The 14,326-nt window shown below is 62.9% G+C and carries 12 protein-coding genes; 11 read left to right on the forward strand and 1 reads right to left on the reverse strand.

Features of this window, described 5'->3' with window-relative positions:
• Nucleotides 1–10: 10 nt before the first annotated feature.
• Nucleotides 11–151, reverse strand: coding sequence for a 50S ribosomal protein L34 (rpmH, locus tag FHY19_RS12890; RefSeq protein ID WP_002805908.1), 141 nt, complete (start codon nucleotides 149–151; stop codon nucleotides 11–13).
• A gap of 242 nt (nucleotides 152–393) precedes the next feature.
• Between rpmH and dnaA the strand changes: the two genes are divergently transcribed.
• The 11 genes from dnaA to FHY19_RS12945 all read left to right on the forward strand — a co-directional run bounded on the left by dnaA (nucleotide 394) and on the right by FHY19_RS12945 (nucleotide 13,923).
• Nucleotides 394–1,725 carry a chromosomal replication initiator protein DnaA gene (dnaA, locus tag FHY19_RS12895; RefSeq protein WP_259166511.1) on the forward strand — a complete coding sequence of 444 codons (1,332 nt, stop codon included), beginning with the start codon at nucleotides 394–396 and terminating at the stop codon, nucleotides 1,723–1,725.
• Between the two features lie 277 nt (nucleotides 1,726–2,002).
• The gene (gene dnaN, locus FHY19_RS12900) at nucleotides 2,003–3,103 is read left to right on the forward strand and encodes a DNA polymerase III subunit beta (RefSeq protein ID WP_005991691.1); all 1,101 of its coding nucleotides are present in this window, start codon (nucleotides 2,003–2,005) and stop codon (nucleotides 3,101–3,103) included.
• 1,059 nt (nucleotides 3,104–4,162) lie between these two features.
• The gene (gene recF / locus FHY19_RS12905; protein ID WP_259166513.1) at nucleotides 4,163–5,269 is read left to right on the forward strand and encodes a DNA replication/repair protein RecF; all 1,107 of its coding nucleotides are present in this window, start codon (nucleotides 4,163–4,165) and stop codon (nucleotides 5,267–5,269) included.
• 255 nt (nucleotides 5,270–5,524) lie between these two features.
• Nucleotides 5,525–7,969: a DNA topoisomerase (ATP-hydrolyzing) subunit B gene (gyrB, locus tag FHY19_RS12910; protein WP_259166514.1), complete on the forward strand. Its 2,445-nt coding sequence runs from the start codon at nucleotides 5,525–5,527 to the stop codon at nucleotides 7,967–7,969.
• 67 nt (nucleotides 7,970–8,036) lie between these two features.
• Nucleotides 8,037–8,873, forward strand: a complete 837-nt coding sequence (locus tag FHY19_RS12915) for a CPBP family intramembrane glutamic endopeptidase (protein ID WP_259166516.1) — start codon at nucleotides 8,037–8,039, stop codon at nucleotides 8,871–8,873.
• 204 nt (nucleotides 8,874–9,077) lie between these two features.
• Nucleotides 9,078–9,884 carry a M48 family metallopeptidase gene (locus FHY19_RS12920; RefSeq protein WP_259158917.1) on the forward strand — a complete coding sequence of 269 codons (807 nt, stop codon included), beginning with the start codon at nucleotides 9,078–9,080 and terminating at the stop codon, nucleotides 9,882–9,884.
• 285 nt (nucleotides 9,885–10,169) lie between these two features.
• Nucleotides 10,170–11,366, forward strand: a complete 1,197-nt coding sequence (locus FHY19_RS12925) for a tetratricopeptide repeat protein (RefSeq protein ID WP_259158919.1) — start codon at nucleotides 10,170–10,172, stop codon at nucleotides 11,364–11,366.
• A gap of 266 nt (nucleotides 11,367–11,632) precedes the next feature.
• On the forward strand, nucleotides 11,633–12,190 hold the full coding sequence (locus tag FHY19_RS12930; RefSeq protein ID WP_016901836.1) for an energy transducer TonB: 558 nt from the start codon (nucleotides 11,633–11,635) through the stop codon (nucleotides 12,188–12,190).
• A gap of 85 nt (nucleotides 12,191–12,275) precedes the next feature.
• On the forward strand, nucleotides 12,276–13,037 hold the full coding sequence (exbB, locus tag FHY19_RS12935) for a TonB-system energizer ExbB (protein WP_029218134.1): 762 nt from the start codon (nucleotides 12,276–12,278) through the stop codon (nucleotides 13,035–13,037).
• Between the two features lie 46 nt (nucleotides 13,038–13,083).
• Entirely contained in the window at nucleotides 13,084–13,506 is a 423-nt protein-coding gene (locus tag FHY19_RS12940) for a biopolymer transporter ExbD (protein ID WP_005912447.1), read from the forward strand.
• A 3-nt stretch (nucleotides 13,507–13,509) separates the two neighbouring features.
• The gene (locus tag FHY19_RS12945) at nucleotides 13,510–13,923 is read left to right on the forward strand and encodes a biopolymer transporter ExbD (protein ID WP_039411682.1); all 414 of its coding nucleotides are present in this window, start codon (nucleotides 13,510–13,512) and stop codon (nucleotides 13,921–13,923) included.
• The last annotated feature ends 403 nt before the right edge of the window (nucleotides 13,924–14,326 follow it).

Below are 14,326 nucleotides of genomic sequence, written 5' to 3' on the forward strand. Positions count from 1 at the left end.
GGCGCGGCAATCAAGCGCTCAGGCGCTTGCGGCCCTTGGCGCGGCGGCGAGCCAGGATCTTGCGGCCGTCGGCGGTTGCCATACGTGCGCGGAAACCATGGTCGCGTGCTCGCTTCAGGTTGCTGGGTTGGAAAGTACGCTTGGTGGCCATGGGGCCCTCTGCATGGATGGAGACGAATAGAACCGGAAATTCTATAGGACCGCTGCAGGGCGGGTCAACTCCCCGGACGCCTTAGCCACCATGCCACTACGCGCACCCTGTGGATGGACCTGTGAATAAGTCTGGGAAAAGCCTGCCCACGGTGCTAGTCTGGCCCATCCTCTTTTCACTTCCGGGCTGCGTGCACGGCGCCTTGCTGCGCGCCGCAGCCAGCAACAGATGATCACACTTTGATGGATGCTTGGCCCCGCTGTCTGGAACGTCTCGAAGCCGAATTCCCGCCCGAAGACGTTCACACCTGGTTGAAACCCCTGCAAGCCGAAGACCGCGGCGACAGCATCGTGCTGTATGCCCCGAATGCCTTCATCGTCGACCAGGTGCGCGAACGTTACCTGCCGCGGATCCGCGAACTGCTGGCGTACTTCGCCGGCAACGGCGAGGTGGCACTGGCGGTGGGGTCGCGCCCGCGTGCGCCGGATCCACTGCCGGCACCGATGATCGCCCCCACCAGCGCGCCAGTGGCCGCGCCGATCGTGCCGTTTGCCGGCAACCTGGATTCGCATTACACCTTCGCCAATTTCGTGGAAGGCCGTAGCAACCAGCTCGGTCTGGCAGCGGCCATCCAGGCCGCACAGAAGCCGGGCGATCGTGCGCACAACCCGCTGCTGCTGTACGGCAGCACCGGCCTGGGCAAGACTCACCTGATGTTCGCCGCGGGCAATGCGTTGCGGCAGGCCAATCCGGCCGCCAAGGTGATGTACCTGCGCTCGGAGCAGTTTTTCAGCGCGATGATCCGGGCGCTGCAGGACAAGGCGATGGACCAGTTCAAGCGCCAGTTCCAGCAGATCGATGCGCTGCTGATCGACGACATCCAGTTCTTCGCCGGCAAGGACCGCACGCAGGAAGAGTTCTTCCACACCTTCAACGCGCTGTTCGACGGCCGTCAGCAGATCATCCTCACCTGCGACCGTTACCCGCGCGAGGTCGAAGGCCTGGAGCCGCGGCTCAAGTCGCGCCTGGCCTGGGGTCTGTCGGTGGCGATCGACCCGCCGGACTTCGAAACCCGCGCGGCCATCGTGCTGGCCAAGGCGCGCGAGCGCGGTGCCGACATTCCCGACGACGTGGCGTTTTTGATCGCCAAGAAGATGCGCTCCAACGTGCGCGACCTGGAAGGCGCGCTCAACACCCTGGTGGCGCGCGCCAACTTCACCGGGCGCTCGATCACCGTGGAATTCGCCCAGGAGACGCTGCGCGATCTGCTGCGTGCCCAGCAGCAGGCGATCGGCATCCCCAACATCCAGAAGACCGTGGCGGACTACTACGGCCTGCAGATGAAGGATTTGCTCTCCAAGCGGCGCACCCGTTCGCTGGCACGCCCGCGCCAGGTCGCGATGGCGCTGGCCAAGGAGCTGACCGAACACAGCCTGCCCGAGATCGGCGACGCGTTTGCCGGCCGCGACCACACCACCGTGCTGCATGCCTGCCGGCAGATCCGCACGCTGATGGAGGCCGACGGCAAGCTGCGCGAGGATTGGGAAAAGCTGATTCGCAAGCTCAGCGAGTAGGCCGTGGACGGCCCTGACGGCCCGCTTGGAGAAAAGCGTGGAAACGTTGGGGTCAAATGCGGGAGAATCTGTGGATAACGTTGCCCTGCAGGTCGGACGGAAAACTATCCACAGGTTTTACCGCCAGACCAGGGGCACTAGTCCAACGACTTTCAGGCGCTAAATTGTCTTTGGAAACAAACAGTTATGGTGGTTATCCGCTGAAAACGGCCCTACCATCACCACCAAGCTTTTGATTTATTCCATTATCTTTTAAAGCATAGGGGCACGGAACCACATGCGTTTTACACTGCAGCGCGAAGCCTTCCTCAAACCATTGGCCCAGGTGGTCAATGTGGTCGAACGCCGTCAAACACTGCCGGTTCTGGCCAATCTGCTGGTGCAGGTGAAGGACGGACAGGTCTCGTTGACCGGTACCGACCTGGAAGTGGAAATGATCTCGCGCACGATGGTGGAAGACGCGCAGGACGGCGAAACCACGATCCCGGCGCGGAAACTGTTCGACATCCTGCGCGCCCTGCCCGATGGCAGCCGCGTCACCATCTCGCAGACCGGCGACAAGGTCACCGTGCAGGCCGGGCGCAGTCGCTTCACCCTGGCGACGTTGCCGGCCAACGACTTCCCGTCTGTGGACGAGGTCGAAGCGACCGAACGCGTCGCGGTGCCGGAAGCGGCGTTGAAGGAGCTGATCGAACGCACCGCGTTCGCCATGGCGCAGCAGGACGTGCGTTATTACCTCAACGGCTTGCTGTTCGACCTGCGCGACGGCTTGCTGCGTTGCGTGGCCACCGATGGTCACCGTCTGGCGCTGTGCGAAACCGAGCTTGAAAAAGCCGGCGGTGCCAAGCGCCAGATCATCGTGCCGCGCAAGGGCGTGACCGAGCTGCTGCGCCTGCTGGAAGCAGCCGACCGCGAGGTCGAGCTGGAAGTCGGTCGCAGCCATATCCGTGTCAAACGCGGCGATGTGACGTTTACCTCCAAGTTGATCGACGGCCGTTTCCCGGATTACGAAGCGGTGATCCCGATCGGGGCCGATCGCGAGGTCAAGGTTGATCGCGAGGCGCTGCGCGCGTCGTTGCAGCGTGCGGCCATTCTGTCGAACGAAAAGTACCGCGGGGTTCGCGTCGAAGTGTCGCCTGGCCAGCTAAAGATCAGCGCGCACAATCCTGAGCAGGAAGAGGCGCAGGAAGAAATCGAAGCCGATACCAAGGTCGACGACCTGGCGATCGGCTTCAACGTGAACTACCTGCTGGATGCGCTGTCGGCATTGCGCGACGAACATGTGGTGATCCAGCTGCGGGATGCGAATTCGTCCGCGCTGGTGCGTGAGGCGAGCAGCGAGAAGTCGCGCCATGTGGTGATGCCGCTGCGTCTCTGACGCTGCGTTCCACGTGGAACATGAGAGCCCGGCGAAAGCCGGGCTTTTTTGTATCTGGAGTTTGGTGGGTTACCCCCGCTAGATTGGAAAAACGCGACTGGCAGGGATCTGCCAACGGGATCTGCCGCGTCAGGCGAAGACTCGGCCTGGGTTTGCTCGCCAAGTCTATTGACGAACGATCGGAAGCCGAGCGGGGGGATAGCTATGCACGCGTACGCGCCATGCGGGTTGTGAGTCGCTGTCTCGACGCTGACCGCTTCAGTTGCATCAAGCCGCAATTGCGGTATCGGAAGCCGCTCTGCAAGGAGAGCGTTGCAAGCGCATCCGGGCATGTTGGGGTGCTGCAGAGCGGCGCGGGAGAAGGCTGCATTGCGAAGGCACGATCAGTGGCTCTCGCACTGCCTCCGTACGAACAGGCGCGTCGAGACTGGCGCTCTGCGTTCCTCGAAGTAAGTGCCCCTCATGGTCATGTTCGACGGTGCATGCATGGAATTTCCCAAGTCCCATGTCTGCCCAGGCAGTACACGACACAATGGCGTTGGAATTGCAGAAAACCACGGCCAACTGGAGGCAACCAATTGCAACTGTCTCATGGAAGAATGAGATCGAAGACGTACCCGCCGTGACACCTGCACGGTGCGACCGCCCTGCCAAACAATGAACATGTTCAGCAAAAGCCGACATCTGGAATCTCTCCCCCTCGATCCATTCCCTCTGCCCCGACGTGCTTTTTGAGTTATGCACATCTAGCTTTGCTTTTAAAAATAGAAATAACTTAAGAGCTTGGTGGTGATGGTAAGGCCAGATTTCACGCAAAAGTAGGTCAAGCTGTTGTTTCTGCAGTGTTTTTACGGTGCGAAACCCTGTGTTTTACCCCCTGTTTTCGATCCGGCAACCTGTGGATAAGGTGATGAGCCTGTTCAACCCGCACTTTTGTCCCCAAGTTATCCCCAGGCTGCCCGCTGATGCTTGGGCTGGGTCTTCGCACGTGTGTCGGGCCAATCACGTATCCTGCGCACCGCCCGGGAACCCGGACCACAGCCCGGAGCAGATTGATCGATGCACGTAGTGCGGTTGTCCATTCATCGGCTTCGCCGCTTTCAGACGGTCGAGCTCTACCCTACTAGCGCCCTGAACTTGCTGACCGGCGACAACGGTGCGGGCAAGACCAGCGTGCTCGAAGCGCTACACCTGATGGCCTATGGCCGTAGCTTCCGTGGGCGGGTACGCGATGGGCTGATCCAGCAAGGCGCCAGCGACCTGGAAGTCTTTGTCGAATGGCGCGAACGCACCGGAGAAGCCGGGGAACGCACACGGCGCGCAGGCTTACGTCACAGCGGGCAGGAATGGACGGGGCGGCTTGATGGTGAAGACGTCGCGCAGCTTGGCTCGCTCTGCGCTGCGTTGGCGGTCGTCACGTTCGAACCGGGGAGCCATGTCCTCATCAGCGGGGGCGGCGAGCCGCGCCGCCGGTTCCTGGATTGGGGTTTGTTCCACGTGGAACCCGACTTCCTGGCCCTCTGGCGCCGGTATGCGCGGGCGCTCAAGCAGCGCAATGCGCTGCTCAAGCAGGGGGCACAGCCGCGTATGCTCGATGCCTGGGACCACGAACTTGCAGAGTCAGGGGAGACGCTGACCTCCAGACGCATGCGCTACCTTGATCGCCTGCAGGAACGCCTGATACCGGTCGCCACTGCGATTGCGCCCTCGCTTGGGCTATCTGCGCTGGAGTTTGCGCCGGGTTGGAAGCGCCACGAGGTGTCGCTGGCGGATGCGCTCCTGCTGGCACGCGAACGTGACCGTCAGAACGGCTATACCTCGCAAGGCCCGCATCGCGCCGACTGGGCGCCCCGCTTCGACGCGCTTCCGGGCAAGGATGCGCTGTCGCGCGGACAGGCCAAGTTGACTGCCCTGGCCTGCCTGCTTGCCCAGGCCGAGGATTTTGCCCACGAGCGCGGCGAGTGGCCGGTGATTGCACTGGACGACCTCGGCTCGGAACTGGATCGTCACCACCAGGCCAGTGTCTTGCAGCGTCTTGCTGCAGCACCAGCGCAAGTGCTGATCACCGCGACGGAAACTCCCCCAGGCCTCGCAGACGCCGGCAAGCTGCTGTATCGGTTCCACGTGGAACACGGCAACGTCACTGCGGAGGTCGCAGCAGGCTGAGGGCGCCTGGTGATCGTTGCCAAAAGCCATCGGACGGCTGCAGAGGGCGCGATGAGACCGAAGTACACATCAGGTCTGCCGCGCCGAGTCCTGGCCGCTCTCACTTGGCGATAAGGACGGCGGTGTTGATTGCCGCCCCAAGCTCCACGGCCAGAGCGGGCCGACTGGTATAATTCGCGGGCTATCCCCCTTTTCCCACGGTGCGAAGCGGCGTGTTGCCGTTTGCGCCCGTGTTGTGGAGTTAACGGCACGCGCATGACCGACGAACAGAACACCCCGACGACACCCAACGGCACTTACGACTCCAGCAAGATCACCGTGCTGCGTGGCCTGGAAGCCGTCCGCAAGCGCCCCGGCATGTACATCGGCGACGTCCATGACGGCACCGGCCTGCATCACATGGTGTTCGAAGTGGTCGACAACTCCGTCGACGAAGCCCTGGCTGGCCACGCCGACGACATCGTGGTGAAAATTCTGGTCGATGGGTCGGTCGCGGTGTCCGACAACGGACGCGGTGTGCCGATCGACATCCACAAGGAAGAAGGCGTCTCGGCTGCCGAGGTGATCCTCACCGTGCTGCATGCCGGCGGCAAGTTCGACGACAACAGCTACAAGGTCTCTGGCGGCCTGCACGGCGTGGGCGTGTCGGTGGTCAACGCGCTCTCCGAGCACCTGTGGCTGGACATCTGGCGCGACGGCTTCCACTACCAGCAGGAATACGCGCTGGGCGAGCCGCAGTACCCGCTCAAGCAGCTGGAAGCCTCGACCAAGCGCGGCACCACTTTGCGCTTCAAGCCGGCCGTGGCGATCTTCAGCGATGTCGAATTCCATTACGACATCCTGGCGCGTCGCCTGCGCGAGCTGTCGTTCCTCAATTCCGGGGTCAAGATCGCGCTGATCGACGAGCGCGGCGAAGGCCGTCGCGACGATTTCCATTACGAAGGCGGCATCCGCAGCTTCGTTGAGCATCTGGCGCAGCTGAAGTCACCGCTGCACCCGAATGTGATCTCGGTGACCGGCGAGCACAACGGCATCGTGGTGGACGTGGCCCTGCAATGGACCGACGCCTACCAGGAAACCATGTACTGCTTCACCAACAACATCCCGCAAAAAGACGGCGGCACCCATCTGGCCGGCTTCCGTGCGGCGTTGACGCGTGTGCTCAGCAGCTACATCGAGCAGAACGGCATCGCCAAGCAGGCCAAGGTCGCGTTGACCGGCGACGACATGCGCGAAGGCATGATCGCGGTGCTGTCGGTCAAGGTGCCCGACCCCAGCTTCTCCTCGCAGACCAAGGAAAAGCTGGTCAGCTCGGATGTGCGCCCGGCGGTGGAAAACGCCTTCGGTGCGCGCCTGCAGGAGTTCCTGCAGGAGAATCCGAACGAAGCCAAGGCCATCACCGGCAAGATCGTCGACGCCGCACGTGCACGCGAAGCCGCGCGCAAGGCGCGCGATCTGACCCGCCGCAAGGGCGCGCTGGATATCGCCGGCCTGCCGGGCAAGCTGGCCGACTGCCAGGAAAAGGATCCGGCGCTGTCGGAACTGTTCATCGTCGAGGGTGACTCGGCAGGTGGTTCGGCCAAGCAGGGCCGCAACCGCAAGAACCAGGCGGTGCTGCCGTTGCGCGGCAAGATCCTCAACGTCGAGCGTGCGCGTTTCGACCGCATGCTGGCCTCCGACCAGGTGGGCACGCTGATCACCGCGCTGGGCACCGGCATCGGCCGCGACGAATACAACCCGGACAAGCTGCGCTACCACCGCATCATCCTGATGACCGACGCCGACGTCGACGGCTCGCACATCCGCACCCTGTTGCTGACCTTCTTCTACCGGCAGATGCCGGAGCTGATCGAGCGCGGCTACATCTACATCGGCCTGCCGCCGCTGTACAAGCTCAAGCAGGGCAAGAGCGAGCTGTATCTGAAGGACGACGCAGCGCTCAATGCGTATCTTGCCAGCAACGCGGTCGAAGGCGCGGCGCTGATCCCGGCCACCGACGAGCCGCCGATCACCGGCGAGGCGCTGGAAAAGCTGTTGATGCTGTTCACCAGCGCCAACGAGGCGATCGCGCGCAATGCGCACCGTTACGACCCGGCCCTGCTCACCGCGTTGATCGACCTGCCGCCACTGGATGTGGACAAGCTGCAGGCCGAAGGCGACCAGCACCCCACGCTGGACGCGCTGCAGGCGGTACTCAACCGCGGCACCCTGGGTACTGCGCGCTACCAGTTGCGTTTCGATCCGGCGACCGAAAGCTCGGCTGCGACGCTGGTTGCCATCCGCCGGCACATGGGCGAGGAATTCACCCAGGTGTTGCCGATGGGCGCGTTCGAAAGCGGCGAGCTTCGTCCGCTGCGCGAGGTCTCGCTGGCACTGAACGACCTGATCCGCGAAGGCGCGCAGATCGTACGTGGCAACAAGACCAACCCGATCACCAGCTTCGCGCAGGCGCACGCCTGGTTGCTGGAAGAGGCCAAGCGCGGCCGTCAGGTGCAGCGCTTCAAGGGCCTGGGCGAAATGAACGCCGAGCAGCTGTGGGAGACCACGGTCAACCCGGACACGCGCCGGCTGCTGCAGGTCCGTATCGAGGACGCCGTGGCCGCCGACCAGATCTTCAGCACCTTGATGGGCGATGTGGTGGAGCCCCGTCGCGATTTCATCGAGGACAACGCGCTGAAGGTATCCAACCTGGATATCTGAGCCGCCTGTGTCGCACCGGCGCAACGCTACGGCGTTGTGCCGGCGACCCGGTGTTCGCAGGACGACGATGAGCACAGACCTTCCGCCCTCCCCGGCACCGTGTGGTGCTGCCGGCCGCCCCCCGCTGCCGTCCGTGTTGCTCGGTTTTTTCATCGACGTCCTGATCGCCGTCGGCCTGTTGCTGAGCCTGAGCGTGGCCGGTTTTGCGATCTGGGGGGCGATACGGGGTATCGGATATGCGCAGACCGCCAAGGCGCAGGGCCTGACGCCCTCCGCTGCCGAGGTGATGGCCGCGATCGGCCAACCCGGGGTGATGGTGCAATTGCTCACTGCCCTGGTCAGCACTGCCACACCAGCAGTGGTTCTGTATTTCTGGCGTCGCCGCGCCACGTCCGCCGAGCAGGCGGACTCGCGCGCCGCCACGCGCCGTGCGTCCACCTGGGGGTGGACCGCGCTGATCGCCGCGGCGGTCTTTGTGCTCAGCAACCTGGTCAGCGTGGCGGCTTCGGCACTGGGCATCAAGCCGGTGCCGACCAACCTGCCGTTGATGGAAGAAGCCATCCAGCAGTGGCCGTTGGCCCTGACGCTGTTCGCGGTGGTGATCGCCCCGGCCTACGAGGAACTGTTGTTCCGGCGCGTGTTGTTCGGTCGCCTGCTGGCTGCCGGCCGCCCGTGGCTGGGAATCGTCCTGAGCGGCGCACTGTTTGCATTGGTGCATGAAGTGCCCGGCATCAGCGGCAATGGCCCGGCCGCCATCGCCCAGCTCTGGCTGGTCTACGGCAGCATGGGCGCGGCCTTTGCCTGGCTGTATTGGCGCACCGGCACGCTGTGGGCGCCGATCGCCGCGCACGGTATCAATAACGCCACTGCCTTGGCCGCGCTGTACTTTTTCGGGATCGGATAAGCCGGCTCAGCGCCACGGTGGTATCTCGCCAGGCCATCGCGGTCGGTGTTTTTGATCCATGCGTACCCAGCGCATACGGCGATGCAGGCCGCACCATGGGGTTTACCTGAGCGCCAATCGCTGCGTTTTGCTGGCCGATTCAGGCCGCTTGACGAAAAGTTAAGACGAGCCTGCCAAAATGGCCGCCTGATTCAGGGGGATCGAATGAAAGCCAGGCTGTTGATCGTTGTTGCCGTCCTCGCGTTGACGGCATGTGCCACCACCACCTCGCCGACCGGCCGCCGTCAGGTGGTGGGTGGCGTGTCGCAGGAGCAGCTCGACCAGTTGGGCGCGCAGTCGTTCGCGCAGACCAAGGCCAAGGAAAAAGTCAGCACCGACGGCAGGCAGAACGCCTACGTACAGTGCGTGGTCAATGCATTGGTGGCGCAATTGCCGCCGCAGTGGCGCCAGACCCAATGGGAAACCGCGTTGTTCGTCGATGACGAAGCCAATGCGTTCGCCCTGCCCGGCGGCAAGGTCGGGGTCAACACCGGCATCTTCACCGTGGCCAAGACGCAGGACCAGCTGGCCGCCGTGCTGGGGCACGAAATCGGGCACGTCATTTCGCGCCACCACGAAGAACGCATTACCCGCCAGCTCGGCGCCCAGACCGGCCTTGGCATCATCGGCGCCCTCGCTGGTGCGGCCTACGGCGATGGCGCAGCCAGCGCGGTGAATCAGGTCGGCGGGATGACTGCGCAGACCGTGTTCCTGCTGCCCGGCTCGCGCACCCAGGAGAGCGAAGCCGACGTGGTGGGGCAGCGCCTGATGGCCCAGGCCGGTTTCGACCCGGCCCAGGCAGTCACGCTATGGCAGAACATGATGGCTGCCAGCGGCAATCGCCAGCCGCAATGGCTCTCCACCCACCCCGACCCGACCAACCGAATCCGCGAGCTGCAGGCCGACGTCAACCAGCTCGAACCGGTGTACCAGCAGGCTCGCCAGGCTGGACGCGCCCCAAAGTGCGGTTAGACCTGATAGACGTGACGCTGCAACCGGTGCCGGCGCGTGCCCGCGCCCGTCCGGTTGCCTGCTACGGCAGGCGCGCAGTGACATGCAGCCCGCACCGCCCGCTCACTTCCGATGCCTTACCGTTAGCCGCCCTAAGCAACCGCCCCACGTCCCGATTGCCGCACCACAACATGGAAACCGTTTTCGGGAACTGAGACTTTCTGCTAAGTTTGCCGGCTCAGATTTTTCGTACAGCGTCCATTCCGCTTTTCGTACCGCCCAACGGCGGCTCGTCCGAGGTGAAACATGAAACTGCTCAACCGCAAGCAAGCCCTGTTGTCCCTGTTCATCGCAGCGTCCCTGGGCGGGGCGGTGGTCACCGATGCGGTCGCGCAGTCGGACCGTTCCTCCGAGCGTGCCGCGCGTAAGTCCAAGGGCAGCGGCAAGGCCGAAGAGCTGTACCCGCAGTCGACCCGGCAGGCACCGACGATCAAGCCGTCGTCCAAGTTGAGCAGCAAACTGCAAAAGCTGATCGAAACCTTCAACAAGGGCGAAGACTACGCCGCCGTGCGCAGCCAGGCCGACGAAATCCTGGCCAACAGTGCTGCCAACGAAGCCGACAAGGCGCTCGCCGCCCAGTTGGCCGCGCAGGCCGCCTACAACCTGGACGACACCGCCAGCGCCAAGAAGTACCTGCAGCAGGCCATTGGCCTGAATGCGCTCGACAACAACGGCCAGTTCCAGTCGATGCTGATGCTGGCCCAGCTGCAGATGCAGGACGACCAGCAGGCAGAAGGCCTGGCCACGCTGGACAAGTATCTGGACGAGAGCAAGTCGCAGCGTCCGGAAGACCTGATCCTCAAGGGCCAGGCGCTATACCAGGCCGAGCGCTACAAGGAAGCGATCCCGGTCCTGAAGCAGGCCATCGCCGCTTCGCCCGAGCCGAAGGACACCTGGAACCAGTTGCTGATGGCGTCCTATGCCGAAGCCGGCCAGACCGGTGAAGCCGTGGCCGCTGCCGAGGCGCTGGCCGCCAAGACGCCCAACGACAAGAAGGCCCAACTCAATCTGGCCAGCATGTACATGCAGGCCGATCAGATGGACAAGGCCGCTGGCGTGATGGACAAGCTGCGCGCTGCCGGGCAGTTGACCGAAGAAAAGGAATACAAGCAGTTGTATTCCATCTACGCCAACACCGAGAACAAGGAAAAGGACGTCATCGCGGTCATCAATGAAGGTATGCAAAAAGGCATCCTCAAGCCTGATTATCAGACATACCTTGCGCTGGCCCAGTCGTACTACTACAGCGAGGACGTGCCCAAGGCGATCGAGAACTGGCAGAAAGCCGCACCGCTTTCCAAGGACGGCGAGACCTATCTGAATCTGGCCAAGGTGCTGCATTCGGAAGGTCGCATCCCGGAGGCCAAGCAGGCCGCGCAGCAGGCGATCGCCAAGGGCGTCAAAAAACCCGAAGACGCCAAGAAGATCATCAACCTGAAGTAAAAAAGAAAATAAACCCCCGAAATCCCTGTGTTTTTAGTGGTTACAGGACTCGGGATTGGTATAAGCTTGGGAGTTCCTGCGGTGTCAAAGCCGTCCGAAAACCTGGGGATCATCACAGTGATCCGGGCCCCCACTGAAAGAGCCATTGGCGCATGACGGAACAACTCGTTATCCACAGGCATGACTATGATGCCGGGAACCAGGGTCTGAGCTGGGCCCGCATTATCGGTATTGCTTTTGTAATTGCCCTGCACCTCACTGCACTGATGATGTTGCTGATCCCTGCAGTGGCGCCGAAGGCTCCGGCAGAGAAGGAGCGCACCACCATGGTTACCCTGGTGGATGCACCGCCTCCTCCCCCGCCGCCGCCGCCGCCGCCGCCGCCGGAAGACAAGCCGCCACCGCCGGTCAAGAATCTGTCGCCGCCGAAGCCGTCACCGGTTCCGCCGCCGCCGGAAGCTCCGGTGGTCGACGTTCCCGAACCGCGTCCCAGCGATATCGTCACGCCGCCGAGCCCGCCGGCTCCGCCGCAACCGCCGAGTGACATCGGCGCCAGTGTCGATATCTCGTCCAAGAACATGAACCCGCCGAAGTACCCGCCGGCTGCATTCCGTGCCGGCGTCCAGGGCGAGGTCATCCTGATCGTGGATGTGGATGCCAGCGGCAACGTGACCAACGTGTCGGTCGAAAAGTCCAGCCGCAACCGCGACCTTGACCGTGCCGCGATGGACGCAGCACGCAAGTGGAAGTTCAACGCCTCCACCGTCAACGGGCAGAAAGCCGCCGGACGCGTCCGCGTCCCGGTCAACTTTGCTCTGAACTGATCCCACGGGCCGGCCACGGCCGGCCCAGGATCCTGTCTTCCTTTCGCTCCACCCTTCATCACCACACACAACAAAGGTAAGCGTCATGCTGCAGGAATTCTTTATCGCCGCCGCTGCAGGGGGCTCCAATCCGTCGGCCGCTCTGTCGCAGATGGGCTTCGAGCACTTGATCACCGAAATGACCTCCAGCCCCGGCGACTTCGCCGTGTCCTGGGTCGTCCTGATCACCCTGATCGCCATGTCCGCCGCCTCCTGGTACTGGACTGTCATCAACATCTTCCGCGCCACCCGTCTGAAGAGCGCGGCTGACCGCGTCACCACCGCGTTCTGGGATGCCCCGAATGCACAGGACGCCATCCGCGCCATGGAAGAGCAGCCGGCTTCCGAGCCGTTCTCCAAGATCGCGCTGGACGCAGCCCAGGCTGCCGCTCACCACCAGCGTGCCGAAGGCAACACCGGTGGCCTGGGCGAGAGCCTGAGCCGTTCGGAGTTCGTCGACCGCGCCCTGCGTCAGGCCGTGACCCGCGAAAGCACCAAGCTGCAGTCGGGCATGACCCTGCTGGCCACCGTGGGTGCGACCGCGCCGTTCGTCGGTCTGCTCGGTACCGTGTGGGGCATCTACGGCGCGCTGATCAAGATCGGTGCAACCGGTTCGGCCTCCATCGACGCCGTTGCCGGCCCGGTGGGTGAAGCGCTGATCATGACCGCGATCGGTCTGTTCGTCGCTATCCCGGCCGTGTTCGCGTTCAACTTCTTCTCCAAGGTCAACAGCTCGGTGATCGCCAAGTTCGATACCTTTGCCCACGACCTGCACGACTTCTTCGCCACCGGTTCGCGCGTTCGCTAATCCGGTTGTAAAGAACGCCTTCGCAACGATTTAGACGGAGCCCGTTATGGCCTTCAGTAGTGGAAACAGCGGTGGCCCGATGGCCGACATCAATGTGACGCCCCTGGTGGACGTCATGCTGGTGCTGCTGATCATCTTCATCATTACGGCACCGCTGATGTCCCATAAGGTCAAGGTGGAGCTGCCAGAGGCCAACTTGATCCAGAAGGAAGATGCGGAGAAACGCGCCGCGCCGATCACCCTGGCCGTCAAGGAAGATGGGTCGCTGTACTGGAACGACGAACCGATTTCCAAGGAAGCCCTGGAGTCGCGCCTGTCCACCGCTGCACAGCAGACCCCGCAGCCGCCGCTCAACCTGCGCGGTGACCGCACGACCAAGATGCGCACGATCAACGAGATCACCAAGATCGCGCAGGGTCAGGGCATGCTGGACGTCGGTTTCGTTGCAACCAAAGTGAAGGGGCAGTAAGCCATGGCATTTAGTACTGGTGGAAGCCGTGGGCCGATGGCCGACATCAACGTCACGCCCCTCGTGGACGTGATGCTGGTGCTGCTGATCATCTTCATCGTGACCGCGCCGATCATGACCTACCCGATCGCCGTGGATCTGCCGCAGCGGGTGCTCAACCCGCCACCGCAGACGACTGAGCCGCCGCCGCCGATCGAATTGCGGATCGACGCCAGCAACCAGGTGTTCTGGAACAACAGCCCGACACCGGTTGATCAGTTGCAGCAGAAGATGGAAGAAGTGGTCCAGGCCGATCCGACCAATCAGCCGGAACTGCGCATCGATGCAAATCAGGATGCGGAGTACGAAGTGATGGCGAAGGTGCTGGCCGCTGCGAAGAACTCGCAGATGAAGAAAATCGGCTTCATGCAGCAGTAAACGCATCTGCAATACCGCAACACAACAGTCATGACGCGACTGCAACGCCACCGGAAACGGTGGCGTTTTTTTATGTCCGCGAGCTCCGTGCTCGCCGCCAGGAGCTGCAATCTCACCCACGCGATTGCATGCCAAAGCAGATGGATTATTCACCTTGGCAACGCGCGGTAACCAGAATCTGCAGCCGTGCCTCGTTACGGAAGATGGGTGCTTGCAGAGAATAGAAAATCGAGGCCACTTTCTCGTGCCGAGATAATCCTTGCTTAATCCACGCCATTTTTCGAATGGTTTGGATACACGACGGCGCCTACCGCTACTGCGGGCAAGGCGACACATCTGCGGATACAGATCTGGCGTTGCGCATAGCCGGACGACTGCCGGCTCGACAGCGACGTCGAATGGG

This window comes from Xanthomonas sp. 4461 (assembly GCF_024806475.1).
Taxonomy (GTDB): Bacteria; Pseudomonadota; Gammaproteobacteria; order Xanthomonadales; family Xanthomonadaceae; genus Xanthomonas; species Xanthomonas arboricola_F.